This window comes from Pseudophaeobacter arcticus DSM 23566, from assembly GCF_000473205.1.
Lineage (GTDB): Bacteria > Pseudomonadota > Alphaproteobacteria > Rhodobacterales > Rhodobacteraceae > Pseudophaeobacter > Pseudophaeobacter arcticus.
On the sequence record NZ_KI421507.1, the window covers coordinates 1673711 to 1700706 of the forward strand.

The 26996-nt window shown below is 56.9% G+C and carries 24 protein-coding genes; 12 read left to right on the forward strand and 12 right to left on the reverse strand.

What is annotated here, in order from left to right:
* Window positions 1-73 precede the first annotated feature (73 nt).
* Window positions 74-949 (forward strand): translation elongation factor Ts, encoded by an 876-nt coding sequence (gene tsf / locus ARCT_RS0112075; RefSeq protein ID WP_027240313.1) that lies wholly within the window; start codon window positions 74-76, stop codon window positions 947-949.
* Window positions 950-1500: 551 nt separating this feature from the next.
* On the opposite strand, the gene ARCT_RS0112080 is transcribed toward tsf, so the two are convergent.
* From ARCT_RS0112080 to ARCT_RS0112090, 3 genes are all read right to left on the reverse strand, one after another.
* Window positions 1501-2256: a helix-turn-helix transcriptional regulator gene (locus ARCT_RS0112080; protein ID WP_027240314.1), complete on the reverse strand. Its 756-nt coding sequence runs from the start codon at window positions 2254-2256 to the stop codon at window positions 1501-1503.
* Window positions 2256-2708 (reverse strand): type II 3-dehydroquinate dehydratase, encoded by a 453-nt coding sequence (gene aroQ, locus ARCT_RS0112085; RefSeq protein WP_027240315.1) that lies wholly within the window; start codon window positions 2706-2708, stop codon window positions 2256-2258. Before aroQ ends, ARCT_RS0112080 begins: the two co-directional genes overlap by 1 nt.
* A gap of 163 nt (window positions 2709-2871) precedes the next feature.
* On the reverse strand, window positions 2872-3867 hold the full coding sequence (locus ARCT_RS0112090; RefSeq protein ID WP_027240316.1) for an NADPH:quinone oxidoreductase family protein: 996 nt from the start codon (window positions 3865-3867) through the stop codon (window positions 2872-2874).
* A 169-nt stretch (window positions 3868-4036) separates the two neighbouring features.
* On the opposite strand from ARCT_RS0112090, the gene ARCT_RS0112095 reads away from it, so the two are divergent.
* The 10 genes from ARCT_RS0112095 to ARCT_RS0112140 all read left to right on the forward strand — a co-directional run bounded on the left by ARCT_RS0112095 (window position 4037) and on the right by ARCT_RS0112140 (window position 14934).
* Window positions 4037-5206: an acyl-CoA dehydrogenase family protein gene (locus ARCT_RS0112095; protein ID WP_027240317.1), complete on the forward strand. Its 1170-nt coding sequence runs from the start codon at window positions 4037-4039 to the stop codon at window positions 5204-5206.
* Between the two features lie 5 nt (window positions 5207-5211).
* Window positions 5212-6327: an acyl-CoA dehydrogenase family protein gene (locus tag ARCT_RS0112100; protein ID WP_027240318.1), complete on the forward strand. Its 1116-nt coding sequence runs from the start codon at window positions 5212-5214 to the stop codon at window positions 6325-6327.
* 12 nt (window positions 6328-6339) lie between these two features.
* Window positions 6340-7155, forward strand: a complete 816-nt coding sequence (locus tag ARCT_RS0112105; RefSeq protein ID WP_379573932.1) for an SDR family NAD(P)-dependent oxidoreductase — start codon at window positions 6340-6342, stop codon at window positions 7153-7155.
* 45 nt (window positions 7156-7200) lie between these two features.
* Window positions 7201-8196 (forward strand): NAD(P)H-dependent flavin oxidoreductase, encoded by a 996-nt coding sequence (locus ARCT_RS0112110; protein WP_027240320.1) that lies wholly within the window; start codon window positions 7201-7203, stop codon window positions 8194-8196.
* Window positions 8197-8199: 3 nt separating this feature from the next.
* Entirely contained in the window at window positions 8200-8850 is a 651-nt protein-coding gene (locus ARCT_RS0112115; protein ID WP_027240321.1) for a histidine phosphatase family protein, read from the forward strand.
* Window positions 8851-8862: 12 nt separating this feature from the next.
* Window positions 8863-9891, forward strand: a complete 1029-nt coding sequence (locus tag ARCT_RS0112120) for a phosphotransferase family protein (protein ID WP_027240322.1) — start codon at window positions 8863-8865, stop codon at window positions 9889-9891.
* A gap of 194 nt (window positions 9892-10085) precedes the next feature.
* Window positions 10086-10850 (forward strand): enoyl-CoA hydratase/isomerase family protein, encoded by a 765-nt coding sequence (locus ARCT_RS0112125; RefSeq protein WP_027240323.1) that lies wholly within the window; start codon window positions 10086-10088, stop codon window positions 10848-10850.
* A gap of 31 nt (window positions 10851-10881) precedes the next feature.
* Window positions 10882-12093: a serine hydrolase domain-containing protein gene (locus tag ARCT_RS0112130; protein ID WP_027240324.1), complete on the forward strand. Its 1212-nt coding sequence runs from the start codon at window positions 10882-10884 to the stop codon at window positions 12091-12093.
* Window positions 12090-14051 carry an acetoacetate--CoA ligase gene (locus tag ARCT_RS0112135; protein ID WP_027240325.1) on the forward strand — a complete coding sequence of 654 codons (1962 nt, stop codon included), beginning with the start codon at window positions 12090-12092 and terminating at the stop codon, window positions 14049-14051. Before ARCT_RS0112130 ends, ARCT_RS0112135 begins: the two co-directional genes overlap by 4 nt.
* 13 nt (window positions 14052-14064) lie before the next feature.
* Window positions 14065-14934 (forward strand): acyl-CoA thioesterase, encoded by an 870-nt coding sequence (locus ARCT_RS0112140; protein ID WP_027240326.1) that lies wholly within the window; start codon window positions 14065-14067, stop codon window positions 14932-14934.
* Between the two features lie 14 nt (window positions 14935-14948).
* On the opposite strand, the gene ARCT_RS0112145 is transcribed toward ARCT_RS0112140, so the two are convergent.
* The 3 genes from ARCT_RS0112145 to ARCT_RS0112160 all read right to left on the reverse strand — a co-directional run bounded on the left by ARCT_RS0112145 (window position 14949) and on the right by ARCT_RS0112160 (window position 19615).
* Complete coding sequence (locus tag ARCT_RS0112145; RefSeq protein ID WP_027240327.1) at window positions 14949-15716, reverse strand: SDR family oxidoreductase; 768 nt, start codon at window positions 15714-15716, stop codon at window positions 14949-14951.
* A 161-nt stretch (window positions 15717-15877) separates the two neighbouring features.
* Window positions 15878-17620 (reverse strand): SulP family inorganic anion transporter, encoded by a 1743-nt coding sequence (locus ARCT_RS0112150; protein WP_027240328.1) that lies wholly within the window; start codon window positions 17618-17620, stop codon window positions 15878-15880.
* Window positions 17621-18394: 774 nt separating this feature from the next.
* The gene (locus ARCT_RS0112160; RefSeq protein ID WP_027240330.1) at window positions 18395-19615 is read right to left on the reverse strand and encodes an acyl-CoA dehydrogenase; all 1221 of its coding nucleotides are present in this window, start codon (window positions 19613-19615) and stop codon (window positions 18395-18397) included.
* Window positions 19616-19724: 109 nt separating this feature from the next.
* Between ARCT_RS0112160 and ARCT_RS0112165 the strand changes: the two genes are divergently transcribed.
* Window positions 19725-20639 (forward strand): LysR substrate-binding domain-containing protein, encoded by a 915-nt coding sequence (locus tag ARCT_RS0112165; protein ID WP_027240331.1) that lies wholly within the window; start codon window positions 19725-19727, stop codon window positions 20637-20639.
* Window positions 20640-20741: 102 nt separating this feature from the next.
* Here ARCT_RS0112165 and phoB read toward each other — a convergent pair whose 3' ends face one another.
* The 6 genes from phoB to ARCT_RS0112195 all read right to left on the reverse strand — a co-directional run bounded on the left by phoB (window position 20742) and on the right by ARCT_RS0112195 (window position 26969).
* On the reverse strand, window positions 20742-21431 hold the full coding sequence (gene phoB, locus ARCT_RS0112170; RefSeq protein WP_027240332.1) for a phosphate regulon transcriptional regulator PhoB: 690 nt from the start codon (window positions 21429-21431) through the stop codon (window positions 20742-20744).
* A gap of 3 nt (window positions 21432-21434) precedes the next feature.
* A complete protein-coding gene (gene phoU, locus ARCT_RS0112175) occupies window positions 21435-22145 on the reverse strand; it encodes a phosphate signaling complex protein PhoU (RefSeq protein WP_027240333.1) in 711 nt (236 codons plus the stop codon).
* Between the two features lie 19 nt (window positions 22146-22164).
* A complete protein-coding gene (pstB, locus tag ARCT_RS0112180; protein WP_027240334.1) occupies window positions 22165-22962 on the reverse strand; it encodes a phosphate ABC transporter ATP-binding protein PstB in 798 nt (265 codons plus the stop codon).
* A gap of 14 nt (window positions 22963-22976) precedes the next feature.
* The gene (pstA, locus tag ARCT_RS0112185; RefSeq protein ID WP_027240335.1) at window positions 22977-24329 is read right to left on the reverse strand and encodes a phosphate ABC transporter permease PstA; all 1353 of its coding nucleotides are present in this window, start codon (window positions 24327-24329) and stop codon (window positions 22977-22979) included.
* Window positions 24329-25807, reverse strand: a complete 1479-nt coding sequence (gene pstC / locus ARCT_RS0112190; RefSeq protein WP_027240336.1) for a phosphate ABC transporter permease subunit PstC — start codon at window positions 25805-25807, stop codon at window positions 24329-24331. Before pstC ends, pstA begins: the two co-directional genes overlap by 1 nt.
* A 106-nt stretch (window positions 25808-25913) precedes the next feature.
* A complete protein-coding gene (locus ARCT_RS0112195; protein WP_027240337.1) occupies window positions 25914-26969 on the reverse strand; it encodes a substrate-binding domain-containing protein in 1056 nt (351 codons plus the stop codon).
* Between the last annotated feature and the right edge of the window lie 27 nt (window positions 26970-26996).

The following is a 26996-nucleotide window of genomic DNA, read 5'->3' on the forward strand; positions in this document are numbered from 1 at the left end:
CTGTCACAGATTTGACATGCGGGGCAGGCTATCACCTGCCCCAATTCCGTTTTGATTTGAGGAGAGCCTAAAGATGGCAATCACAGCTGCACTCGTTAAAGAACTGCGCGACTCCACCGGCGCCGGCATGATGGACGCCAAAAAAGCGCTGACCGAAACCAATGGCGACATGGACGCCGCCGTTGACTGGCTGCGCACCAAAGGTCTGGCCAAAGCGGCCAAAAAATCCGGTCGTACCGCAGCAGAAGGCCTGGTGGCCGTTGTTGTTGAAGGCAGCAAAGGTGTTGCGGTTGAGGTGAACTCCGAAACCGACTTTGTTGGCAAGAACGCCGAATTCCAGGAAATGGTTGGCGGTATCGCCAAGGCAGCCCTGGGTGTTTCCGATGTTGACGCGCTGAAAGCCGCTGACATGGGCGGCAAGACCGTTGAATCCGTCATCACCGACAAGATCGCCACCATTGGTGAAAACATGTCCGTGCGCCGCATGGCCGTGCTGGAAGGTGAAACCGTGATTTCTTATGTCCACAATGCCGCAACTGCCGGCATGGGCAAAATCGGCGTCTTGGTTGCAATGACCGGTGGCAACGAAGCCTTTGGCAAACAGGTTGCAATGCACATTGCCGCCGTGAACCCTGCCGCACTTTCCGAAGCTGACCTGGACGCGTCGGTTGTTGAGAAAGAAAAGCAGGTTCAGATGGATATCGCTCGCGAATCCGGCAAGCCCGAAGCCGTCATCGAAAAGATGATCGTTGGTCGCATGAAGAAGTTTGTTGCTGAGTCCACTCTGCTCAACCAAGCCTTTGTTGTGAACCCCGACCTGACCGTTGAAGCCGCAGCAAAAGAAGCTGGCGCGACTATCACCGGTTTTGTCCGTCTGGAAGTTGGCGAAGGCATCGAAGTCGAAAAAGAAGACTTCGCAGCTGAAGTTGCAAAAGCCGCCAAAGGCTGAGCTTTTTCAAAACAACTCAGATTAGAGGGGCTGACGGTTTTCCGTCGGCCCTTTTTTGTTCTGCCACGCGACCAACAGGCCGTTCTGATGCGGTGCGCAAATAGACTGGGGCTGGAACCGCCGGGAATGGCAGTAAACCCCAGGAACCGAGCTGGAAAAAAGGCCAGAGTTCCAGGCGCCGGGGCTTCCCCGCAGCCTAAAGCCACGGCGCCAACGACGATGTTAGGGGCTAGTATCCGGGGGGCAGGGATGTCGAGAGGCCCCATTGATGGGGATGATGGGGCCCCTCTTTCAAACGGCACTGGCGTGGATAAATACACACCAGACACCGGACAGGTCTGAGAGCCTTGTTATCGCAAGGGTCGTTTCCCATAGTTCCCAGGCCAAAGCCACCACTCACGGAACTCCGACACATTGCCCCAGTTTGCAACACAAGTGTAGTAGTGTTTTCCATACCCGATAGACGGAAGCTGCCCTAGGGGAAGTCTCTCCTAAAGGGCGAGGATTATTTGGTTTTTAGCCAGCACCCCCCCGGTTGCGGGTAAGGTTTTTCAGGTTTCGAGGATATACATCTGATTTTGCAAGGCGGCTTTTAGCACCGCTTGGGCGCTGGTTTCCACCGACAGCGAGGCGCGCGCCAGTCGCAGGTGTTTTTCGACCGTGGCCGAGGTGAGCCCCATGAGCAGCGCAATATCCTGGGTGGTCTTGCCGTCCCCGACCCACTCCAGTGCTTCGCGCTGCCGGTTGGTCAGGCCGCGATTCGGCGGATCATAGGGCAAAGTCAGGATCTTGAGATGAACCACATTGTTCATCAAGACGATGTCTTCTCCGTGCTCTTTCCACATCTCGTCCAGTTCGCTTTGGCAGCTTCCAGGCTTGGCGGCCAGGGAGATTGCCCCTTTGTAGCGTTTGGAGGCAGAGAAAAAGCTGATCGTATATCCGGCTGTCAGCTGCATACGTTCGTTGAATTCAATCACCTGTTTAGAGGCCGGGCCCAACTGGCCATTGTTCAGCAGTTCGCGGATGATCTTCCAACTGCAAGCGCCTTCATTCTCCAGCGCCCAGAGCACCATCGGCGCCTGGCGGTAGAGGCCCTGATGCAGGAACCCCGAGATGTATTTCTGATCGTGATTGGTCAAAATGACAAAATCGTCGGGATCCCCCAACGAGGTTTCGGTTTTGAACCGGGTATAGCCGTAGATCAGGCGGTCAAACCCATATTCGGCCATCTTCACGACATGGGCATGCCACAGCTCCTCAAGGCTTTTTGCGCCAGAAACAAAATGAAGATATTCCAATATTGTCATCAGCTTACATCGCTTGATTGAGTCAGCTTTTGTACCAAAGCATCAATCGCCATCAAATAGCCCTGCGTGCCAAATCCACATATCTGGCCGATTGCGGCCCGGGCGATATAGGACTGGTGGCGAAACACCTCGCGGGCATGGATATTGGACAGATGCACCTCAACGGTTGGGATCTCAACCGAGTAGATGGCATCCATCAAGGCGACAGAAGTATGGGTATATGCGCCAGCATTCAGAACAATTCCCACATGTTGGCCACGGGCCGCATGAATGGCGTCCAGCAAAACCCCTTCGTGGTTCGATTGCAGACACTGCACCTGAAACCCCAATTTCTTTGCATGTTCAATGCAGCTGTTTTCCAGCATGTCCAGGGTTTCGGCCCCGTAGACTTCGGGTTGCCGGGTTCCAAGCAGGTTGAGATTTGGACCGTTCAGTATCAATAAGCTGTGCATTACATATCCCCCACTTTTCAGGTTTAAGATTAAACGGCAGCTTTGCACAGGGATAGCGAAACCGGAGAGCGCGGTTTTACGTGTAGTATGTTGCGAATATCGCACGAAAAAAGGCAAGCGCCCAAACTGGCCGCCTGCCTAAATCTCTGCCCGTCTGGCGGGCCTAGCTGTTGGTCAGCACAACTTTACCCATCACCCGTCTGTCCTGCATCATCTCCAGCGCCTTTGCCGCCTCTGTCATTGGCAAGACGTCACAGATCTGCGGCTTGATCTTTCCTGAACCATAAAGCGCCTGGAGCTCGGCCATATTCTCGGCATGGCCCTTGGGGTCACGAAAAACCGAAGCGCCCCAGAACACGCCACGAATGTCGCAGCCCTTGAGCAAAGGCAGGTTCAGCGGAATTTCGGGGATGCCCGCAGGGAAGCCGACAACCAGGTACCGGCCCAGCCAGGCCATGGTTCGCAGCGCCGGTTCCGCATAGTTTCCGCCCACCGCGTCATAGACGACATCGACTCCAGATTTGCCGGACAGCTCTTTGATATTATTTGAAAAATCCTTTTGCTCATCACGGCTCATATCGCGACTGTAGACCAGCGTTTCATCGGCACCGATCTTTTTGCAAAAGGCTGCTTTTTCGGCTGAGGACACAGCCGCAATGACCTTTGCGCCCATGGATTTACCCAGCTCAATGGCCGCAGCACCAACGCCGCCGGCAGCGCCCAAAATCAGCAGGGTTTCCCCCGGTTTCAGCTCTGCGCGGTCTTTGAGGGCATGATAGGAGGTGCCATAGGTGAAGACAAAGCCGGCAGCATCTTCAAACGGCATCGCTTCCGGAAATTTGACGGCCTGATTTGCCGCCATACAGATCTGCGTGGCAAAGCCCCCATGGCCGGTCAAGGCCAGCACCCGGTCGCCAATTTCATATCCGCTGACACCCTCGCCAAGGGCAGTCACCACGCCGGAAATCTCTCCACCTGGGGCAAAGGGGCGCGCAGGCTTCATCTGATAGAGATCGCGAATGATCAGCGTGTCAGGAAAGTTGACGCCGGCGGCGCGAATTTCAACCAGCAACTCGCCTTTGCCGGGGCTAAGGTCCGGCTGTTCAGTCCAGACAAGCGTTTGGGGTCCACCGGGGGTGGTGCTGAGCATAGATTTCATATTTTGTTCCTTCCGGCCGCCCGGTGGCTGACCCGTGTTTCTAAAATTACGTAAAGTCTTCTGTCCCTCAGCCGCGTTGTCAATGGCATAGCGAAATGTAATTCTACATTGTGAAACCGCCAGAGGCCACGGGAGGCTCTGGAAGGCGGGACTGAGGAGAAAGCACAACATGGGTCAAGGTGATGCGGGACGTGATCACGCCGAGTTTCGGCGCGAGGTCCGGGAATGGCTGGAGGCAAACTGCCCGCCAGAAATGCGTGATGGCGCAGGTGGTGAGGATGCGATCTGTTGGGGCGGGACCACTTGGGTCTTTACCTGCGAGGCGCAGAAGACCTGGCTGGACCGCTGTGCAGCACGTGGATTTACCGTGCCCACATGGCCAAAACCCTATGGCGGGGCGGGACTCAGCCGGGATGAAGACAAAATCCTGAAACAAGAGATGCAGGCCATTGGCGCGCGCTCTCCGCTGGATAGTTTTGGCATCTGGATGCTGGGCCCGGCGCTGTTGAAATTTGGCAGCGAAGAGCAGAAATTGCATTTTCTGCCCCCCATTGCCCGCGGCGAAATCCGCTGGTGCCAGGGCTATTCCGAGCCCGGCGCGGGCTCTGATCTGGCGGGGGTACAGACCCATGCGGCAGATCAGGGCGATACCTGGCTGGTCAATGGGCAAAAGATCTGGACCTCTTATGCGGATCGTGCCGATTGGATCTTTGCCCTGCTCAGAACCAATCGCGAGGCCAAGAAACATCTTGGTATTTCTTTTGTTCTTATGGATATGCGCAGCCCAGGAATTACCACACGTCCGATCCAATTGATCTCTGGTGCCTCGCCCTTTTGCGAGACCTTTTTTGAGGATGTCGAGGTGCCAAAACATCAGGTGGTTGGCACCATTGACCGGGGCTGGGATGTCGCCAAATACCTGCTGACCCATGAACGCGAGATGATCAGCAATGGCGGCAATGTCATGGGATCAGGCCGTGCCCTGGGGGCGGTTCTCGCTGAAAGCGAAACAGGACAAAGCGATCCTGTGCTGCGCGGCGAGGCCATGCGGGCCGAAGTCGACAGCCTGGCGCTGGAGATGACGCTGGAGCGCTACAAGGACCAGGCCGAAGGCGGCCAGGGCGTTGGCGATGCCTCTGCCATGCTGAAATACATGGGAACCGAGCTGAACAAGCAACGGCTTGAACTGATCATGGCCGCCGATGGGGCCGATGCCCTGACCTGGGGAGACACGCCAGCCTCGTCCTGGCTGCGCACCAAGGCCAACTCGATCGAGGGCGGCACCTCCGAGGTGATGCTCTCCATTATCAGCCGTCGCATTTTGAACCTTCCAGGATAAGAAACATGGCAAAACTCATTCAAACAGAGGAAGAAACCCTCTTGGCAGAGGCGGCCCATGGGTTCCTCTCCAAATCTGCCCCTGTGTCTCGTCTGCGCGAGATGCGCGATAGCGGTAAACACTCTGACCCAGAACTGTGGCAGGAAATGGTGGCGGCCGGCTGGGCCGGTGTGCTGGTTCCCGAAACCGCTGAGGGCTCTGACATGGGGCACGCGGCGGCTCATGTACTGGCCCGCGAGATGGGCCGCAACCTGACTGTCAGCCCGTTTCTGAGCACCGCCGTCATGGCCGCAACCCTGCTGCGCCAATTCGGCGATGACAGTGCCACCAATAAACTGAAACAGATTGCGGTCGGCGGGCTCACCTATGCGCTGGCGCTGGATGAGACAGCAAAATTTTCGCCCGACCGGGTTGAACTAACGGCGGAAAGCCGTGGCAACGGCTATGTGTTGAACGGTAAAAAGCGTTTTGTTGTCGATGGGTGTGATGCTGACCGCATTCTGGTGTTGGCCAAAAGTGATGCGGGCCTGTGCCTGTTTGATCTGGCCAACAAAGCAAAGGGCCTGACCCAGAGCCCGCTGAAGATGATCGACAGCCGCGATGCTGCAGACCTGATATTTGACAATGTCGAGGTCTCAGGCGAGGCGCTGCTGGGTGAGGCCGGCGCAGGCTATGAATTGCTGAAACCCGCGCTAGAGGCCGGACAGGCTGCACTGGCTGCCGAAACCACCGGGCTGGCCGAGGCGGCGTTTTCCCTGACCACCAATTACCTGAAAGAGCGCAAACAGTTTGGCATCACCATCGGCAGCTTTCAGGCGCTGCAGCACCGGGCGGCGCATCTGTGGTGCGAAATCGAGCTCACCCATTCCGCGGTGTTGAATGCCGGGCGTATTCTGGACGAAACTCCTGATCAGGCGACACTTGCGGTCTCGGTCGCCAAGGCGCGGGCAACGGATACGGCCCAGAAATCGGTTCAGGAAGGCGTGCAGATGCATGGCGGCATTGGCATGACGGATGAATTCGACATGGGATTTTATATGAAACGCGCCCGTGTCGCAGCCGAATGGCTGGGGGACTATGGCTATCACGCAGGGCTTGTTGCCCAATTGCGCGGCTTCTAAGGAGAGATTGAAATGCAGGATCTGTTTACACTCAACGGCAAGACCGCGCTGATCACTGGTGGAGCAACGGGCATTGGCCGGATGGCGGCTGAAGCCATGGTCCGGGCTGGCGCCCGGGTCTTGATCGCCTCGCGCAAGGGCCATGCCTGCGAAGCCGTGGCACAGGAGCTGAACGCATTGGATGCGCCAGGATCTGCCGAAGGCTTTGCCGGGGATGTCGGCACAGAAGAGGGTATCATCGCCCTGGTGGAAGAGGTTCAATCCCGCACAGAGCAACTTGATATTTTGATGAATAACTCAGGCATCACCTGGGGGGCAGAGCTAAAGGACTTCCCGCATCAGGCCTGGGAAAAGGTGATGAATGTCAATGTCACCGGCGTCTTTGACCTGACCCGCCGTTTGCTGCCAATGCTGATCAAAAGCGGTGAGCTGGGAGATCCGGCGCGGGTCATCAATGTGGGCTCTGTCATGGGGGAAATCCCCATGGGGGATGGTGCCTATAGCTATTCGGCCTCCAAGGCGGCTGTCATTCATATGTCCAAAGTTCTGGCCAAGGAACTGGCGCATAAGCAAGTCACGGTAAATGCACTGGCTCCTGGTCCCTTTGTGTCTAGGATGACCGCCTTTGCCACTGGCGACGAGGAGAAGCGGGAAAAGGTCGGCAAGGATGTTCCCCTTGGCCGGGTTGGCCGCTACGAAGATATCGCGGGCTCTGTTTTGTTTCTCAGCGGCAAGGGCGGCGCCTATGTAACCGGTTCGGTGGTGCCGATCTCTGGTGGTATCAACGTCATGTCCGGTCAGAATATTTTTGCCAGCGCAATGGAGTAATCAGGTTTGAAATGGCCTGCAATACTCTGAAATAAGGAAGAAAATATGTCTTCACCAAAACGACATCTCCCAAAGGCGCTGCAAAACCTGCGCATCCCGCTGATCGGCTCGCCTTTGTTTATCATCTCGGTGCCGGAGCTGGTGATTGCCCAGTGCAAAGCGGGCATCGTGGGGGCCTTTCCGGCGCTGAACGCCCGCGAAGGCGAGGGGGATCCGATCCTGCTGGAGGCCTGGCTCAAGCAGATCACCGAAGAGCTGGATCGCCACAATCAGGACAACCCCGATCAGCCAGCCGCGCCCTTTGCCGTCAACCAGATTGTACACCGCTCAAACGCACGGCTTGAGCGTGACCTGGAGATCTGCAACCGCTGGAAGGTGCCAATCTGGATCACCTCGCTGGGCGCGCGCCCTGAGGTGAACGAGGCGGCGCATTCCTGTGGCGGCGTGGTGCTGCATGACGTGATCAACAATACCTTCGCCAGGAAGGCGATCGAGAAGGGCGCTGACGGGCTGATTGCCGTGGCTGCCGGCGCTGGTGGTCATGCTGGCGAACAGTCTCCCTTTGCTTTGATCCGTGAAATCCGCAGCTGGTTTGATGGCCCCCTGGCGCTGTCTGGCGCGATTGCCAGCGGTGAAGCGCTGTTGGCGGCGCGCGCGTTGGGCGCTGATTTTGGCTATGCCGGCTCGCCATTTATTGCCACCCATGAGGCAAACGCCCAGCCGGGGTACAAGCAGATGATCGTCGATAGCACCGCCGAGGATATTGTCTATTCATCGCTGTTTACAGGCGTTTGGGGGAACTACCTGAAGAAATCCATTTCTCAGTCAGGGCTGGACCCTGACAATCTACCCGAAGCGGATTCTTCCTCGATGAACTTTGGCAGCGGCTCTTCGAAACCAAAAGCCTGGAAAGAGATCTGGGGCTCTGGTCAGGGCATTGGCGACGTGAAATCTATCTGCTCTGCCGGGGAACTGGTTGATCGCATTGCAGCAGAATATCAAGCCGCAGGAACCAGACTGGCAGCAGAGTTCAGCGGCTGACCAATGGCAGAGCTGATAATTGTCCGCCATGGGCAGGCCTCCTTTGGGGCCAGGAACTATGATGATCTGAGCGACCTGGGGCGGCAACAGTCGCGCGCCCTGGGCGATACGTTACGTGCCCTTGACTGGGTCCCGGATCGGATGATCACCGGCAGCCTGATGCGTCAAAAACAAACCCTGGAGGAAATGGGGTTTGCAGGGGCCGCCGAAGAACATGCCGGCTGGAACGAGTATGACTTTCACGACCTGCTCAACAGCCGCTATGGCGGTGTGGCCCCGGATGATGTGATTACTGATCGCAAGACCCATTTTCGCGCGCTGAGGGAAACCTTGGCAGATTGGCAGACCCAGGGCATTCCCGGCGCCGGCGAAACCTGGGGACAGTTTTGCGACCGGGTCGAAACATCGCGCCAATCCGCCGTGCGCGCTGGGGCTGAACGGGTATTGGTGGTAAGTTCTGGCGGTGCCATCGCGCGACTGGTTGCCGCCAGTCTGGGCCTGCAAAATGACCAGATGATTGCACTGAACCTGCAGATCAAGAACACATCCACCAGCCGGTTCGTGTTCTCAAAGGAGAAGTTTTTTCTCCATGAATTCAATTCTGTGCCGCATTTTCATAACCTGGAGCGTGCGGCTCTTATGACCTATAGTTGACAGGAGCAGAAGATGAGCACAAAGACCCAGACCCTGGATCAAGAGGCCGTTGCCGCCTATCTTCGTGGGCGCCTGCCGGGATTTGACAGCGAATTTGAGGTTGTGAAATTTGCCACCGGGCAATCAAACCCCACCTTCATGTTAAAAACCACCGCAGGCAATTATGTGCTGCGGCGCAAACCTCCGGGCGTTCTGCTGAAATCGGCCCATGCGGTTGATCGGGAATTCCGGGTGCAACAGGCCCTGGCGCAGAGCGATGTCCCGGTGGCAAAGATGCATCTGCTCTGCGAAGACGATGACGTTATTGGCTCGGCCTTTTACGTGATGGATCACGTGGCCGGGCGCAACATCACCGATCCGCGGATGCCGGACATGGATCCGCAGTCCCGCGCTGCGGTGATGGATGAGATGAACCGGGTTCTGGCCTCGCTGCATCAGGTGGACATCGATGCGGTTGGCTTGTCGGACTACGGTCCTCCCGGCAACTATTTTGAACGCCAGTTGGCCCGCTGGACCAAACAGTATCGTGCCTCGGAAACCGAAGTTATCCCCGAGATGAACGAGTTGATCCAAGCTCTTGAAACTGCAATGCCAAAAGAGGACGGGCAACGCGGCCTTGTGCACGGGGATTACCGGATCGACAATATGATCTTTGCCAGTGACGGCCCCAGTTGTCAGGCCGTGTTGGACTGGGAACTGTCGACCATTGGCCACCCCTATGCGGATCTGGCCGGTGTCATCATGCAGTGGCAAATGCCCCCCGGCGCCGAAGGGCGCGGCCTTGCCGGTGTGGATCGCGCCGCACTTGGTCTGCCCTCGGATCAGGCCTTTATTGAGAGCTATTGCACACGGCGGGGATTGGCCGGAATTGATAACTTTGGCTTCTACCTGTCCTTCAGCTTTTTCCGCATGGGGGGGATTTTGCAGGGCGTTTTGAAACGCGCGCTGGATGGCAATGCCTCAAACCCCGAACGCGCCGTCAAACTGGGTGGGTTTGTCTCACTCTTTGCCCGTAGCGGGTTGGATGCGCTCAAGAAATAAACTCTTGAACTGTCAAAAATGCGGGCGATTTCTGCCCGCATTTGTTTACCTCTCTTGGCTAGACAGGCCTTTCCATGCGGTACTGCGTGGTTCTACGTAGTCCTTTGCCCTCGACCAAAGCGGCCTGGACTGCGCAATATGTCAATCAAAGCCTTCGGCAACAGAAGGCGCATTCTGAACGAAGGAGAGCCTGGATGACAGAAAGTGACACCCTTAGCACACGTGATCTTGGGGATGGGATAGTTGAGCTGCAACTGGGGCGTGGTCCGGTCAATGCGCTGAGTGCCGATTTCCTGATGGGTTTTGCCGCATTGATCACCCGGCTGGGCGCGGATGACGCCGTGCGGTGCATTATTTTGAGCAGTCCTTTCAAGGTGTTCTCCGCCGGGCTTGACCTGAAGGAAGCGCAGCATTTCGACCTGGAGCAGCAGCAGGCGATTGTGCGTGGGCTGAACGAAGGTTTTCTGGCGCTTTATGCCTGCCCCAAGCCGGTTGTCGCCTCCATAGGCGGTGCGGCGATTGCGGGTGGGTTGTTCTTTGTTTTGGCCAGTGACCGCCGGGTTGCGATGACCAAATCCTCCTTTGGGCTTGCCGAAGTGCGCGTTGGGGCGGATTTCCCGGTTGGTCCATTGGAGATCGCCAAGGCCACTTTGGACGCGGATACTCTGCGGCGTCTGATGTTGACCGGTCAGCCCGTTGGCCCCGTCGCGGCGCGCAATTTTGGCTTTATTGATATCATCGCGGACGACCAGGAAGACCTGGCAGCCTATTCGCTCTCAGAGGCGCGCAAGCTGGCCGCGCTTCCGTCGATTGCCTATGGCTCGATCAAGCAGCAGCTCAGAGGCGAAACAATCATAAAGATCAAGACAGCATTGGCGGCAGGCGGTAACGCCCCCGAAGGCGGCTGGTTCAACAGCCAGACCATACCAGCAATGCAGCGCATGATAGATCAGGGATAGCCATTTAAAGGCGAATATAGGGGTGCAGGGCATGGATGAAATCCGGCTTGAAAACTTAAAGCAGTGGCAGCAACGCTATGTGGATCAACAGAAATATGCAGGTAGCTCGCTGCTGATCAAACAGGGCGGAGCGGAGAAGTTTTTCCACGCTGCGGGGCGGCGGAACCTGGAAGAAAACTTGGATTTCACCCGCGATACTCTGGTCCGGATTTATTCCATGACCAAACCTGTGACCTCTGTCGCGCTGATGATGCTGGCCGAAAAGGGGCTGTTTCACCTTGATGCGCCGGTGTCAGACTTTATTCCTGAATTTGCACAGATGCAGGCGCTGGTGCCCGGCGCCACCTCGATTGATCAAACAGAGCCCTCGCGGTCGCCAACCCTGCACGAGCTGCTGACCCATACAAGCGGGCTAAGCTATCCGTTCAACCCCGGCATTCTGTCCCAGGCCATGAACCAGGAACAGCTGATGTTCAAACCAAACCAGGGGGATCTGGGCAAGATGGTTGCGCATCTGACCAGCTATCCCCTGGCGTTCCAGCCGGGCAGCCGTTGGGAGTATTCCGTCGGTATTGATGTGCTGGGTCGGGTCGTCGAAATCGTTTCCGGTCAAACACTTGCTGAGTTCTTTGAAACAGAGATCTTCCAGCCTCTTGGGATGATAGAAACCGGGTTTCGTGTCCCGCGTCAGGCAGGCAACCGTTTTGCCTCGCTCTATACGCCGCTGTCCGGGGATGCCATGGCGCTCAATTCAGCAAAAACCGGCACTGAGACGCTGCGCCTGACGGATCTGTACGGAGGCTCCCCCTTTGAAACTGCGGACATGATGTCAGGTGGGGGCGGCCTGGTCGGGACCATTGATGACTATATGCTGTTTTCCGAGATGCTGCGTCTGCGTGGTCGCTGCAAGGATGGCTTTATTCTGTCTCCAAAAACCATTGATTTCATGATGCAAAACCATCTTCCTGGTGACATTGCCTCGATGGGCCCACAAAGCTTTGCCGAGCAGCCGATGGAGGGTATGGGCTTTGGTCTGGGCGGGGCTGTTGTGCTGGACCCGGCGCGGGCGCGCTGCCCCGGATCGGTTGGCGATTTCAGCTGGGGCGGAATGGCCTCGACCTTCTTTTGGGTGGATCCAAAACTGGACCTTTCGGTGGTCTTTTTTACGCAACTTTCTCCCTCCAGCTCGTATCCTGCGCGGGCTGAGCTCAAAGCCCTGGTGCACGGAGCCATTTTGAAATGACCAAAAATCCAATCCTTTGGACCCCGACCTGTGATCGCGCCGAGGCCAGCCAGATGGCGGCCTACCAGAACTGGCTAAAGCAGACCAAGGGCCTGGAATTTGACAGCTACAACGACCTCTGGACCTGGAGCACAACTGACCTGGAGGCATTCTGGCAATCAATTTGCGACTATTTTGAGCTGCAGTTTTCGCAATCCGCCAGCACTGTTCTGGCCGAGCGGAAAATGCCCGGTGCAAAATGGTTCCCCGGTGCACAGCTGAACTGGGCCGAAAACATCCTGACCGGCAGAGGCGTAGGTGAGGAAAATCAAGCGCTTATCACCCACTCTGAAACATTTGGCCGCACCGAGCTCAGCTGGGGTCAACTGCGCGCGCAGGTGGCAAGCCTGGCCGCGCATCTGCGGGATATGGGTGTCGGGCAGGGGGATCGGGTCGCCGCTATCCTGCCCAACACCGAAAGCGCCATTATCGCCTGTCTTGCGGCCACCAGCCTGGGCGCCATCTGGTCCCTTTGTGCGCCGGATATGGGCCATGTCGCCATTCTGGACAGGTTCCGCCAGATTAAACCCAAGGTGCTGATCTATCAGGACAATTACCTGCATGGTGGCAAACAGGTCAGCCGCAGGGACGAAATGGCCAGGGTTGTTGCTGACCTGCCAAGCCTGCAGAGCCATATCTATGTCGCCACAAATGACCAGCCGGGCCCCATGGGAGCGGTGGCCTGGGACAGCCTGCTGCATCGCCCGGCAGAGCTGACATTTGCGCAGGTTGATTTTGATCACCCCCTGTGGATCGTCTATTCCTCTGGCACCACGGGCAATCCAAAGCCGATTGTACATGGCCACGGCGGCATTCTGCTGGAAGGCTGCAAGCAATCGCTTCACCTTGATCTGAGCCCGGCAAGCCGGTTTTGCTGGCTGACCTCATCTGGCTGGATCATGTGGAATTTGCAACTTGGAGCTTTGGGGCAGGGTGCCACTGTGATGCTCTATGATCGTGCCCCTAACTATCCGGATATGCTGGATATTTGGCGGCGCGTCGCCGATGAAAAGATGACCTATTTTGGCGCAGGGGCGGCGTTTTTCACCGCCAGTGCCAAATCCGGGATCGAACCCGGCGCTGCTTTGGATCTATCATCCCTGGTCTCATTGGGGGCAACCGGATCGCCGATGACCTCAGATGGGTATGACTGGGTATATCGCTCGGTGAGCAACGATATCTGGTTGGCGCCAGTTTCCGGCGGCACCGATTTTGCCGGCGCCTTTGTTGGCGGCAATGTGATGTTGCCAGTGCGGGCCGGCGAAATGCAGGCCCGTGCGCTTGGCAATGCGGTGCGTGCCTTTGATCCTTTTGGCGCCGAGTTGACCGGAGAGGTCGGAGAATTGGTCTGTACCGAGCCCTTGCCCTCTATGCCGTTGTTTTTCTGGGGAGATGAGGACGGATCACGCCTGCGCGAAAGCTATTTTGAAACCTATCCCGGCATCTGGCGCCATGGGGACTGGATCTCATTCACCCCAGAGGGCGGATCGGTCATCTACGGCAGGTCAGATGCAACCATCAACCGGCGCGGATTGCGGCTGGGGTCATCCGAGATCTATCAGGCGGTTGAGGCCCTGACAGAGATCCAGGACAGTCTGGTGGTTGATCTTGAATTCCTCGGCAAAGACAGCTTCATGCCGCTCTTTGTGGTGCTCACACAGCCCGGAAGCCTGGATAACGATCTGAAAGATAAGATAAAGTCCTCTATACGCCAGTTTGTTTCCGCGCGTTTTGTTCCGGACGATATTGTAGAAGTTCCAGAAATTCCCCGTACACTTTCTGGCAAAAAGCTGGAAGTTCCGGTGAAAAAGCTGCTACTTGGTGGCGACCCTGCAAAGGTTGTGAACCGGGACTCGATGGTGAACCCTGACAGCTTTGATGTGTTCATTGCCTATGCCAATGACCGAAATACGTCTTAGAAAGAACTGCTAAATGACTGATGCTGGGAGTCTCCTTCTCAATCTTCTTGACCTGGAAGAGCTCGATACCAATCTCTATCGCGGGATTGGCTCCGGGGGGGAAACGCCGATGCGGATCTACGGCGGCCAGGTCATTGCTCAGGCCTTGGCCGCGGCCTATGCCAGTGTTCCCGAACGTCTGTGCCATTCGCTGCATGCCTATTTCATCCGTCCCGGTGATCCCAGCAGACCTGTCATCTACGAGGTGGATCCAGCCCGCGATGGCGGCAGTTTCACAACCCGTCGGGTCACTGCAATCCAAAATGGCCGACAAATCCTGAACCTGGCGGCCTCGTTCCATTTGGTGGAACAGGGCTGGGAACATCAGCATAAAATGCCCGACGTGCCGCCGCCTGACGGGCTGTTGTCCCGCGATGAATTGCATCGCCAGCATGCCCATCGCATCGCAGAAGATCAATATGACGAGTTCATCAAGGAGCGTCCCTTTGAGATCCGAGATATTGAGCCGCGCGATCCGCTGGACCCAGAAATAACCAGTGATATCAATCACATGTGGATCAGGATGGAGGCAGCAAAAGGGGCAGGGCCGCAGCTGCAACATGTGCTGATGGCCTATGCCTCCGACTTTGGTCTGCTGGGGTCAGCGCTGCGGCCACATGGGCTCACCTGGCACAAGCCCGAGGCCATGACCGCCAGTCTGGACCATGCCATGTGGTTCCATGCTCCGGTGCAGTTTGAAAACTGGCACCTTTATACGATGGATTCTCCCTTTGGTGGCGGCGGCCGCGGCTTTAACCGCGGCTCGATCTACACTCAGGACGGCCAATTGGTCGCCAGCGTCGCACAGGAAGGACTGATGCGGCCAATCAAACCACAAGGGTAAAACGAGAAACCGCCCTATTTACCGCTAAACCGGTCACGCAGTCTTTGCATGCCGGTAATCCAACGGCCATAGTTGGTGGCTTTTGCCTGCATGTAGTCTTTGACCTGTGGATGCGGAAGAACCAGGAACTCGTTGTTCTCAATGGCCTTTACACAACAGTCTGCAACCATATCCGGTTCCAGCAAGCCATCCAGGCTGGCCACGCTATCCTCAAGCCCGCGGGTCATTTCAGACCGGACAGCCTGCGGGCACAGCACAGAAACGCCGATACCCTGATCGCCGTAGGTGATGGCCAGCCACTCTGCAAACCCAACTGCCGCATGTTTGGTTACCCCGTAAGGCGCCGCACCAATCTGGTTCAACAGACCCGCCGCCGAGGCAGTGTTGAGCATATAGCCGCCACCACGTTTCAGCATTAGCGGCACCAGATGGCGTGAGGCCCAAACATGGGACATCACATTGATATCCCAAATCTTTTGCCATTCATCATTGGGAACTTCAAAGCCACCCATGGTAAGAATGCCTGCATTGGAACAGAACAGATCAATTGGGGCGATGCTGTCTTCGACGGTATCAATCAGAGTTTTGATGCTGTCCTCGCTGGCGGCGTCAAGATGTAGCGCGACACCGCCAATATGGGCTGCCGTCACTTTTGCTGCATCCAGATCAATATCGGCACAGATCACATGCGCAGCGCCCAGATCGGCAAATTTCTGTGCTAGCCCTTTGCCAATGCCATGTGCGGCGCCGGTCACAACTATGCAGCTACCCTTGATGTCCATGTCTGTCGCCTTGTCCCTGGTTTTGTTGGATAAAGGCTACCGTGCTTTCCCAGGTCTGCCAATCCGGTGTGACGGAACGGAACAAGTATATTTTACATAATACCAATTATGAGTTTATTATATGACCTTTGGAACGCCCCCCAAGATTGTGTCTTATCTGGTTACAGATCCTTCGTCAGTTTCTCAAAGGCGCAGTTCTGTGATAGAAAAACTTCGCCGGTGAGATCCTGCAGGAAATGGCTCCGCTTCAAACGGTCCATCACCGGTCCCTTGACCTCGGACAGATGCAGCTGCACCCCCAGATCGGCAAGCTGCTGATTGATCGCCTCAAGAGAGTCCAAGGCGCTCAGGTCAATTTCGTTGACAGCCGAACACATCAAAACAACATGGCGCAGCTTGCCTTCGCTGCGATGTACACGGTCCAGGATCAGCTCTTCCATGCGCCTGGCATTGGCAAAATACAGGCTCTCGTCAATTCTCAGCGTCACCAGCGAAGGATCGGTCAGCACCTGATGGCGGTCAATGTTTCTAAAATGCTGGCTTCCGGGCACCTGCCCGACCTCTGCCACATGTGGCCTGGAGGTCTTCCACAGGAACAGCGCGATCGAGGTCGCAACCCCGGCGCCGACACCGGTTTCGACCCCAACCAGCAATGTCAAAACAACGGTTACAAAGACGGCCGCAAAATCTGCGCGTGAATAGATCCAGGCGGTTTTTAGGAAGGAGAGATCAACAAGCGATAAGACCGCCACGATAATTGTCGCGGCCAGGGTCGCTTTTGGCAGGAAATATAAATACGGTGTCAGATAGATAGCTGCCAAAGTTAAACCAATTGCAGTCAAGGCGCCAGCCGCTGGGGTGCGCGCGCCGGCGTCAAAGTTCACCACCGATCTGGCAAAGCCTCCGGTGACAGCATAGCCGCCTGACAGACCGGATGCGATATTTGCGGCACCCAGGGCCGTCAGTTCCTGATTGGGGTCAATCTTCTGGCGACGCTTGGCGGCCAGGGTCTGGGCAACCGAGACGCTTTCGACATAGCCGATGATGGTGATCAACACGGCCGGCCCAATCAGCGCTGTCAAAACTGAACTGTCCAGTGTCGGCAGTCCCAAGGGTGGCAACCCAGTTGGGACAGTCCCAACAACCGAGACCCCAAGGGCTGGCAGATCAAAGCCCCAGGACAAGGCTATGGTGCCAAAGACGGCAAAGACCGGGCCTACACGCACAACAGTGCCAGCCACCTGCTTGGACAGGCCGAACTTGGCCTGCAAGAGGTCCGACAGCCCAAAGCGCAGCCAGAACAGAAAGACCAGCACAGCAAGCCCCAGCGCCAGCGTCACAAAATTGACCTGTCCCAGCCCCTGCCCCAGTGACGATAGAATCTCCAGCAAATTATGCCCCGAGGCGCTGATACCCAGGATATGTTTGGCCTGGCTGACCGCGATCAACAGGCCTGAGGCGGTGATAAACCCGGCAATGACAGGATGTGAGAGCAGATTGGCCACCACTCCCAATTTCATCGCCCCCATGGCGACCAGCAAAACGCCCGACATCAGGGCCAGTACAGCTGAGGCGGCGACATAGTCGGCAACAGTTTCCAGCCCCAGCGATGACAAGGCCGAGGCCGACATCAGGGAAACCACCGCGACCGGCCCCACCGCCAATACCCGTGAGGTGCCAAAGATGGCATAGGCGACCAGAGGCAGGATCGAGGCATAAAGCCCAACCTCTGCGGGTAGCCCGGCAAGCAAGGCATAGGCCAGGGATTGAGGGATCAGCATGATGGTGACAATCACCGCTGCGGTGACATCGCCGCCCAGGTCTTGTCGATTGTAGGCGGCGCCCCAGCTCAGGATCGGGAAAAGCCTTTTCCACTGCGGGTTGGCCGTGGCTGTTTTTGTCATTGCTGCTCTCATCCGTTTAACGCCCTCTGGGCCGGGACTGTTTACACATTCATTTATCTATATGTAAATAAGTGAGAGTAAACCCCTGGCGCCAATCAAAGCGAAAGAAAAGCCTTCACAGCCCCAAAGAAAGATGTTAACTTATTGTAAAGATGCAATTATGTTCAAGTCTCGGGTGGGTTCAGCCTGTTCGCCTTGCGTTTTTGTGGCGGCATTTGTGCAAATCGATAGATTTGTTTTTGCAAAGCTGTCCCGAGGCCGGCCTTGGCTCTCTTGCGGAGCGGGGTTTTCCATTGCATCGCTGCAAGATCACCCTGCCCTATGGCGCCGCTGAGCGCCCTCTGCAAAAATGCCTGCAACAGGCGCGCCGCGCCCCTCTGGTTTTGTATATTCCCGAGGTCGGCATCAGCGATGGTAACCAAATGGACCGGACTGCGACACAGTGCATCCCCGGTCGCCTTCGGTCCTGCCGCTCTCAAATCCCCTGTTTTCAAGATAAGATCAACAAAACTCCACCGCGGGGTGGGCTTTAGGTGGCAAAACAAGCTGTTAAGGCTTTTGGATCCTAACCACGTTCCGAAGAGGACAAACCTCCCCGTCTATCCCTTGCAGCTTTGGCGGGATGGGCTCCCAACCTCTGCGATATGCATAATTGCAATGCGATATTGCGCAAATGCAGGTCCGGAATGACAGTGGGCGAGGGATGGCTCTCCACCCCTCGCCCATTGTCAGGACAAATTTGCCCCGAACCGGCCTATGAAAGGCACGCTCTCCTTAGAAAAACGCCTGCAAACCGGTTTGAGCCCGGCCAAGGATCAGCGCATGAACGTCATGGGTGCCCTCATAGGTGTTAACGGTCTCAAGGTTGACCATGTGACGAATGACATTGAACTCCAGGCTGATGCCGTTGCCACCGTGCATGTCACGGGCATTGCGCGCGATTTCCAGCGCCTTGCCGCAGTTGTTGCGCTTGACGATGGAAATCATCTCTGGCGCGGCATTTGCCTCATCCATCAGGCGACCAACCCGCAGGGAGGCCTGCAGCCCAAGGGTGATTTCGGTCTGCATATTGGCGAGCTTCAGCTGGAACAACTGGGTGTTGGCCAGCGGGCGGCCAAACTGATGACGGTCCAGACCATACTGCCGTGCGGCGTGCCAGCAGGCCTCTGCCGCGCCCATGGCGCCCCAGCTGATGCCATAGCGGGCCCGGTTCAAACAGCCAAACGGACCTTTCAACCCCTGCACATGTGGCAGCAGCGCCTCGTCACCAACTTCCACGCCCTCCATGACGATCTCACCGGTGATCGAGGCCCGCAGCGAGGCCTTGTTGCGGATTTTTGGTGCCGAAAGGCCCTTCATGCCTTTTTCCAGCACAAAGCCACGGATCTTGCCGCCGTGTTCATCCGATTTGGCCCAGACAACAAAGACATCGGCGATTGGGGCGTTTGAAATCCACATCTTGGAGCCGGTCAGCTTATACCCTGTCGCGGTTTTTTCCGCGCGGGTTTTCATGCCAGCCGGGTCAGAGCCCGCGTCGGGCTCGGTCAGGCCAAAACAGCCGATCCACTCGCCAGAGGCCAGTTTTGGCAGGTATTTCTGCCGCTGCTCTTCGCTGCCGTAGGCATAGATCGGATACATCACCAGCGAGCTTTGTACCGACATCATCGAGCGATAACCGCTGTCGACGCGCTCAACCTCGCGGGCCACCAGACCATAAGACACATAACCGCCGCCCAGGCCGCCGTATTCTTCGGGAATGGTGGTACCGAGCAGGCCCATTTCGCCCATTTCGCGGAAGATCGCCGGGTCGGTTTCTTCGTTTTCAAAGGCTGCGGTGACCCGTGGCTGCAGTTTTTCCTGGGCATAGGCCCGCGCCGAGGCGGTGATCATCCGCTCATCTTCGCTCAGCTGGTCGTCCAAACGCAGCGGATCTTCCCAGGTAAAGCCTCCCAGATCCGGTGCATCTTTGGCGCGCAGGCTTGGTTTATCAGTCATTGAAAGACCCTCAATATTGGAATTATGGCGTGTGTTGACCAAGGATTAACAGCAGACCTGGCAAAAAAACAGCGAGACTTTGGCATTCAAACATGAGTAAACCTCATAGATGCAACATCCTCGACGATTCCTCCCCTCAATCTCGGCGCTGCGCGCCCTTGAAGCCTTGGACCGGCTTGGCAGCGCCTCTGCTGCGGCAGAAGAGCTGTGCCTGACCCAGGGCGCAGTGAGCCGCCAGTTACAAGCGCTTGAGGCGCAGCTTGGGGTCTCGCTTGTGCGGCGCGATCGCAAGAAACTGCACCTGTCACCAGAGGCGCAAACCTATGCGCGCGAAATCCGCGACGCGCTGGACAAGATCACCCAATCCACCCTGCGAGTGCAGACCGCGCCACTGACGGGAACCCTGAACCTGGCGATCCTGCCGGCCTTTGGTATGCGTTGGCTGATGCCCCGCTTGCCGGAATTTGCCCGTCGCCACCCTGATATTACCATCAATATGACCACACGGTTGCAGGAATTCAGCTTTGGCAGCGAACCCATTGATGCGGCAATACATTTTGGCAATGCCATATGGCCCGGAACGGAATCCCTCTTGTTGAAAAGCGAGCAGCTTTTGCCGGTTTGTAGCCCTGAGCTGGTGGCCAATGGCAGGTTTATCCCGCCGCAGCAGATCCTGGAGATGCCGCTTTTGCATATTCAAACCCGCCCCACGGCCTGGCTGGATTGGTTTGAACTGCAGGGGGTCACCGCCAGCCCCGAGGATCTGGGCGGCACGATGTATGATCAATTCTCAACCATTACACAGGCAGCCCAGCATGGCCTGGGGGTGGCCTTGATGCCAGATTATCTGGTGGAACAGGATATCGCCACCGGGCGACTGACCGCGCTGCAGCCGCAGGCAACCGAAGCCTCCGGCGCCTATTACCTTGTCTGGCCCAAAAGCAAAGCGCGTGATCCGGCGCTGACCAAGTTCCGGCACTGGCTGGAGGGACAGGCCCAGCCCGAAGACCCGCTGCCACGATAGGCGCCTCAGCTTTTGCAACTGCACAACAAACAACAAAATGGGCCCTCAAAAGGGGCCCATTTTTATTCGACAAACGATCCGGTCCAGTTTTCCAAGACCGATCTAGCCCAGAGCGTAACCAGCCCCGCGCACGGTGCGCACGGGATCCTCGCCACCATACTGGGTCAGTGCTTTGCGCAAACGGCCAATATGCACATCGACAGTCCGGGTATCGACATAGATGTCACGGCCCCAGACCCGATCCAGCAATTGCTCCCGGCTCCAAACCCGACCAGGTTTCTCCATAAAGGTGGAGAGCAGGCGAAACTCGGTTGGTCCCAGCTTCAGGGGATTTTCTGACCGGCTGACCTTATGGGTTTCGGCGTCCAGAATGATGTCATCAAATTCCAGCCGCACCCCAACGGTTGACGGGCGCACCCGACGCAGCTGCGTACGCACCCGCGCCATCAGCTCGATCACCGAATAGGGTTTGACCACATAGTCATCCGCACCGGTTTCCAGCCCGCGCACCTTGTCGACTTCTTCCGACCGGGCCGACAACATGATAATTGGAATACCGCGTGTCTCTGGCCGTGTTTTCAAACGACGACAAACCTCGATGCCGCTCAAATTTGGCATCATCCAATCCAGCACGATGATATCGGGCATGTCTTCTTCAACAAGCAGCAGGCCTTCTTCACCATTTTCAGCCCGGATAACGCGAAAGCCATCGGCCTCAAGATTATAGGCAAGGACTTCGCGTTGGGCCAATTCATCTTCGATGATCAGAACAGTGGGCTGATCGGCAGTCATCAATCAGTGCTCCCCGGTCGCGGTGGAGGTGGTGTCGGCTTTGGGCCGCTCATCCTCGGGGCGGTTGCCCGTCACCAGATAGATCAATTCCTCGGCAATTGAGGTCACGTGATCGCCCATGCGCTCAATGTTTTTGGCGATAAAATGCAGGTGCATACAGGCGGTAATGTTGCGCGGGTCTTCCATCATATGGGTCAGAATTTCGCGAAACAGCGCATTGTACATCTGATCAACTTCGCGGTCGCGGGTGATCACATCTGCAGCCAGTTCAACATCGCGCTGGATATAGGCGTCCAGCGCATCTTTCAGCATCAGCTCGACCTCGCGGGCCATTCTGCGCAGGGCCGCCGAGCTGTCGGTGCTGTCATGCCACTGGATCAGAACACCTGTGCGCTTGGCGATGTTTTTCGAATAGTCACCGATGCGTTCCAGGTTGCCGGCAATTTTCATCACCGACAGGACCACGCGCAGATCAACTGCGGCAGGCGCGCGGGTGGCAATCACGCGGGCGGATTCCTCGTTGATCAGTTCTTCCAGACCATCAATGGCCCGGTCTCCAAGGCGCACCTGCTGCGCCAGTTCTTCGTCACGGGTTTCCAGCGCCCGTGCAGAGGCGACGATTGCCGCTTCGACCAGGCCGCCCATCTTCATGATCTGGGCCTGAATCGCTTCGAGATCCCGATCAAAGGCGGAGGCAATATGTTGTTCTACCATGGTATTTTCCTTTGTGGGCTTAACCGATACGGCCAGTAATATAGCTTTCAGTGCGGGGATCTTCAGGGTTGGTGAAAATCTGCCCGGTGGCACCAAATTCTACCAGATTGCCCAGATGGAAAAAGGCGGTTTTCTGGCTGACCCGCGCCGCCTGTTGCATTGAGTGGGTCACGATCACCACGGAATAATTCGCCCGCAGCTCGTCGATCAGCTCTTCCACCTGTGCCGTGGCAATTGGATCCAGCGCCGAGCAGGGCTCATCCATCAGCAGGACTTCTGGTTCGGTGGCAATTGCGCGGGCGATGCACAGACGCTGTTGTTGGCCGCCAGACAGACCGGTGCCGGGTGCATCCAACCTGTCCTTCACCTCTTCCCAGATCGCGGCGCGACGCAGGGATTGTTCAACAATTTCATCCAATTCCGCTTTGTTTCGCGACAGGCCATGGATCCGTGGACCATAGGCGACATTGTCGTAGATCGATTTTGGGAAAGGGTTGGGTTTCTGAAACACCATTCCGACCTTGGCGCGCAGCTGTACCGGATCGACGCGTTTGTCGTAGATGTCTTCCCCATCCAGCAGAATGTCACCCTCCACCCGGCAGACATCAATTGTGTCGTTCATCCGGTTGATACAGCGCAGGAAAGTGGACTTTCCGCAGCCCGATGGGCCGATAAAGGCGGTGACCGTGTTGGCGTCGATTTCAACATTCACGTTCTTGATGGCATGCGTATCCCCATAATAGACGTTGACGTCCCGTGCGGAGATCTTGGTGGTCATTGTGTCCAAGCTTTTATCCAACATATTCATAATATTCATTTCCTCACCTCCGGCTACCAGCGACGCTCAAAGCGACGACGCAGTATCACAGCCACCGTGTTCATGGTTACAAGAAAGACCAGTAGGATGATAATGCCGCCCCAGGCGCGCTCATAAAAGGCCGGGTCGGCGCGTTTGGCCCATTCGTAGATCTGTGCAGGCATTGCAGAGTTCGGGGACAACAGACCTTCCCCGATGGTTCCAGGCGCGTTTGAGGCGATAAAGCCAACCATGCCGATCAGCAACAGCGGCGCGGTTTCCCCAAGTGCCTGCGCCAGGCCAATGATGGTCCCGGTCAGAATACCAGGCGCGGCCAGGGGCAGCACGTGGTGGAAAACCGATTGCATCTTGGAGGCCCCAACCCCCAGCGCCGCATCCCGGATCGAGGGCGGAACCGCCTTCAGGGCGGCGCGGGTTGAGATGATGATCGTCGGCAAAGTCATCAGCGTCAGGACCAGGCCACCAACCAGCGGCGCCGACATCGGCAGATGCATGTAGTTGATGAAAACCGCGAGGCCCAGGATACCATAGACAATCGACGGCACCGCCGCGAGGTTGGCGATATTGACCTCGATCACATCGGTGATCCAGTTCTTGGGGGCAAACTCTTCCAGATAGATTGAGGCGGCCACACCAATTGGCAGGGCCAGGGCCAGCACCACCAGCATCATGAACAGCGAGCCCATCATCGAAACCCCCATACCTGCGGCCTCTGGACGCTGATCCGAAGCATCAGACCCCAGGATGAAGTCCAGGTTGAAGGTCTTTTCAATCACCCCTGCCGCAATCAGCGCATCCGTCAGATCCAGTTGCGCAGGCGAGATGTTCTTGTCGTTTGCAATGCTCTCACGCGTGACCCGCCCCTTCAGATAGCCATCAACACGGCTTTGCGCCAGAAAGCGGAACGCGATGGTTTCACCAATCTGTTCAGGGTTGGCCAGCACAAAGGCCCGCAGTTGCGCCACGGCGTTCTTCGACAAAAGACCCGCCATCTCTTTGGATTTCAGGCTGGTCTCGATGCCCAGGTCTGAAATGGTTGTCTGCATCGCGGCTTTGATCAGGGGCGCATAGCCAAAGGTGGTGACGCGCTTGATGTCTTCGGGATTGCGTTCGGCGTTCTTGTCCAGCTTGCTTTCCAGCAGTTCGACATTCAGGGTGATAAAGGTCTGCTGAAAGGCACCAGTGCCGCGGCTGACAATTGTGGTCACCAGAACCAGCAGCATAATTAGTCCCACGGCGATGGCCGCAACACCATAGGTTTTGAACCGGGTTTCTGCCGCGTTGCGCTTGATGGTCCGTTGGGACAGGGTCAGCAAAGAACTTTGCGCTCCTGCAGACTGGCCCGGATTTGGGCTGAGATCGGTCATTAGTCGTACTGCTCCCGATATTTGCGCACAATATAAAGCGCCAGGACGTTTAGGCCCAGTGTGAGGACAAAGAGGGAAAGCCCGAGGGCAAAGGCTACCAGTGTTTCGGGGCTGGCAAAATCGGTGTCACCTGTCAGCTGACTGACAACACGGGTGGTTATTGTTGTCATCGATTCAAAGGGGTTGGCAGAGAACTTGGCAATTGCCCCTGCCCCCATCACAACAATCATCGTTTCACCAATGGCACGCGATGCCGCCAGCAGGATGGCGCCGACGATTCCCGGAAGCGCTGCCGGCAACACCACCTGGCGGATCGTTTCCGACGGGGTGGCGCCGAGGCCAAGCGAGCCATCGCGCAATGTTTGCGGAACGGCGTTGATGATGTCATCCGACAGCGAGGAGACAAAGGGGATCAGCATGATGCCCATCACCACCCCAGCGGTCAGAACCGAGGTCGCACCTGTCATCCAGCTAAGCCCAAGCACCCCGTCTTCGCCCTGGCCAAACAGCTTGAGCAGCAGCGGGCCAACCGTCAGCAGCGCAAAGAGACCATAAACGATGGTCGGGATCCCCGCGAGGATCTCCAGCAGCGGCTTGGCAAAGGAGCGCACAGTGGAACTGGCGTATTCAGACAGGTAGATGGCGGCAAACAGGCCAATGGGAACCGCAACCAGCAAGGCGATGGCAGAGATATAGAGCGTGCCCCAGAGCAGCGGCAGCATCGACAATTCACTGTCACCACGGAAGTTCGGCGCCCAGGTGGTGCCAAAGAAAAAGTCGGTCCAGGCATGTAAACCAAAGAAGTTTATGGTCTCAAACAGCATCGACAACACGATGCCAACCGTGGTGAGGATTGCCAGCGAGGCGGCCAGGATGAGCAGCGCCAGAACCCCGCGCTCAACAACGTTTCGCGCGCGAAACTCTTTGTTGGTGCGGCGTGCGGAAAGGCCAAAACCAACCAGCGCCAGGACCAGGCACACCAGCGTCATTGCGGTTGACCCCGTGCGGGACAGGCTGCGGTAGCTTTGGGCTGCCTGCAGCACTTCCGGGCGCACTTCGGACCCCAGGGCAACGCCAACAGTGCCAAGCACTGCGCGGATATCACTGGTTTCAGTGTTCAGCGTAAGGGCTTGGTCTTTGGTCATAACCCCTTGCAACACTGCCTCGTCCAGACCTTCGGCCAGGCGGCGCACATCACTCATCACCAGGCCAATGCTGGTGTTTTCGGGGATCAGCTCTGAGGGGATCGTTGCCGACACCCGGTTTTCAATCAGGAGAGGCTGCGCCAACAGCCAAACCATCAGCGTGATCAGGGCTGGAATGGCAACGCTCATGGCGACATTGGCACCATAATAAACGGGTAGTGAATGCAGTTCGCGCGGGTTTCCCTGCGCCGAGGTCAAGGCGCGGCGGCGCCCGAACCAAAAGCCAAGCGCAGTAAGCGTCAGCAGGACAATGACAAGCCAGAATGTTGGCATCTTATGCTCCGGTATGGCAGCGGCAGAAAATAGGAGCTGGATCTGGTCCAGAAATAAAACTGGGGCGGATTATCCGCCCCAGCCAATAACGATGTGCTGGGGGCGATTAGGAGTTGCCGCCCATGGTGGCTTCGTTGGCAACCGCATCCTGAGTCTCGCTCAGCTCGGGGTCAGCAACCAGGCCATATTCGGACAGGGGGCCATCAGGGCCGGCAACCTCATCAGAGATGAAGAACTCAGCATATTCTTTCAGGCCAGGGATCACGCCGATGTGGGCTTTCTTCACGTAGAAGAACAGCGGGCGCGATACAGGGTATTCGCCGGTTGAGATGCTTTCAGTCGAAGGCACGATACCGGACATGGTTGCAACCTGCAGCTTGTCGGTGTTGTTCTCATAAAACGCCAGACCAAAGACGCCGATACCGTCCTTGTTGCTTTCAATCCGCGCCAGGGTTTCGGTGTAGTCGCCGTCGATGTCGACAGAAACGCCATCGGTGCGCAGCGAGATACAGGCTTTTTCAGCGGCTTTTTTCTGTGCCTTGGCAGTGTCGCCTTCGGCATGGGCCAGCAGGTGCTCAAATGCGCCGGTGGCTTCGCAGCCCGCCAGGATCACTTTGTCTTCAAACACTTCACGGGTGCCGTGTTTGGTGCCTGGGATAAAGGCCTGGATATTCTGTGCCGGGAAGGCAGGGTTCACGTCGGCCCAGGTTTTGTTTGGGTTTGGAACCATCTTGCCGTCAACCAGGATCTCGTCAGAGAGCGCCAGGAACCAGTCTGTGGGGGTGTAGGCAAATTCGTTGCCGTTGATGTCGGAGGCAAAGACAATGCCATCATAACCGATGCGGACTTCGATGATGTCGGTGACGCCGGCTTCGGCGCAGGCCTTGATTTCTTTTTCCTTGATGGCGCGCGACGCATTGGCCACGTCGATGGTGTTTTCACCAACGCCTTCACAGAACCGCTTCAGACCGGCAGAGGAGCCACCGGATTCAACAACAGGTGTTGGAAAGTCGAAGTTTTCGCCAAAGGCTTCGGCAACGATGGAGGCATAGGGCAGAACGGTGGAGGAGCCTGCAACCTGAACCTGGTCACGCGCGGTGGCAGCTGTCGCGGTGGCGGCGGCGATGGTCAGGGCAGAAGCGGTCAGTTTCACAAAGGACATGAGAGTCTCCATGAGAGATTAAGATGT

Coding starts and splice junctions, on each gene's coding strand:
- tsf (WP_027240313.1), top strand. CDS start 74: ATGGCAATCACAGCTGCACTCGTTAAAGAACTGCGCGACTCCACCGGC.
- ARCT_RS0112080 (WP_027240314.1), bottom strand. CDS start 2,256: ATGACAATATTGGAATATCTTCATTTTGTTTCTGGCGCAAAAAGCCTT.
- aroQ (WP_027240315.1), bottom strand. CDS start 2,708: ATGCACAGCTTATTGATACTGAACGGTCCAAATCTCAACCTGCTTGGA.
- ARCT_RS0112090 (WP_027240316.1), bottom strand. CDS start 3,867: ATGAAATCTATGCTCAGCACCACCCCCGGTGGACCCCAAACGCTTGTC.
- ARCT_RS0112095 (WP_027240317.1), top strand. CDS start 4,037: ATGGGTCAAGGTGATGCGGGACGTGATCACGCCGAGTTTCGGCGCGAG.
- ARCT_RS0112100 (WP_027240318.1), top strand. CDS start 5,212: ATGGCAAAACTCATTCAAACAGAGGAAGAAACCCTCTTGGCAGAGGCG.
- ARCT_RS0112105 (WP_379573932.1), top strand. CDS start 6,340: ATGCAGGATCTGTTTACACTCAACGGCAAGACCGCGCTGATCACTGGT.
- ARCT_RS0112110 (WP_027240320.1), top strand. CDS start 7,201: ATGTCTTCACCAAAACGACATCTCCCAAAGGCGCTGCAAAACCTGCGC.
- ARCT_RS0112115 (WP_027240321.1), top strand. CDS start 8,200: ATGGCAGAGCTGATAATTGTCCGCCATGGGCAGGCCTCCTTTGGGGCC.
- ARCT_RS0112120 (WP_027240322.1), top strand. CDS start 8,863: ATGAGCACAAAGACCCAGACCCTGGATCAAGAGGCCGTTGCCGCCTAT.
- ARCT_RS0112125 (WP_027240323.1), top strand. CDS start 10,086: ATGACAGAAAGTGACACCCTTAGCACACGTGATCTTGGGGATGGGATA.
- ARCT_RS0112130 (WP_027240324.1), top strand. CDS start 10,882: ATGGATGAAATCCGGCTTGAAAACTTAAAGCAGTGGCAGCAACGCTAT.
- ARCT_RS0112135 (WP_027240325.1), top strand. CDS start 12,090: ATGACCAAAAATCCAATCCTTTGGACCCCGACCTGTGATCGCGCCGAG.
- ARCT_RS0112140 (WP_027240326.1), top strand. CDS start 14,065: ATGACTGATGCTGGGAGTCTCCTTCTCAATCTTCTTGACCTGGAAGAG.
- ARCT_RS0112145 (WP_027240327.1), bottom strand. CDS start 15,716: ATGGACATCAAGGGTAGCTGCATAGTTGTGACCGGCGCCGCACATGGC.
- ARCT_RS0112150 (WP_027240328.1), bottom strand. CDS start 17,620: ATGACAAAAACAGCCACGGCCAACCCGCAGTGGAAAAGGCTTTTCCCG.
- ARCT_RS0112160 (WP_027240330.1), bottom strand. CDS start 19,615: ATGACTGATAAACCAAGCCTGCGCGCCAAAGATGCACCGGATCTGGGA.
- ARCT_RS0112165 (WP_027240331.1), top strand. CDS start 19,725: ATGCAACATCCTCGACGATTCCTCCCCTCAATCTCGGCGCTGCGCGCC.
- phoB (WP_027240332.1), bottom strand. CDS start 21,431: ATGACTGCCGATCAGCCCACTGTTCTGATCATCGAAGATGAATTGGCC.
- phoU (WP_027240333.1), bottom strand. CDS start 22,145: ATGGTAGAACAACATATTGCCTCCGCCTTTGATCGGGATCTCGAAGCG.
- pstB (WP_027240334.1), bottom strand. CDS start 22,962: ATGAATATTATGAATATGTTGGATAAAAGCTTGGACACAATGACCACC.
- pstA (WP_027240335.1), bottom strand. CDS start 24,329: ATGACCGATCTCAGCCCAAATCCGGGCCAGTCTGCAGGAGCGCAAAGT.
- pstC (WP_027240336.1), bottom strand. CDS start 25,807: ATGCCAACATTCTGGCTTGTCATTGTCCTGCTGACGCTTACTGCGCTT.
- ARCT_RS0112195 (WP_027240337.1), bottom strand. CDS start 26,969: ATGTCCTTTGTGAAACTGACCGCTTCTGCCCTGACCATCGCCGCCGCC.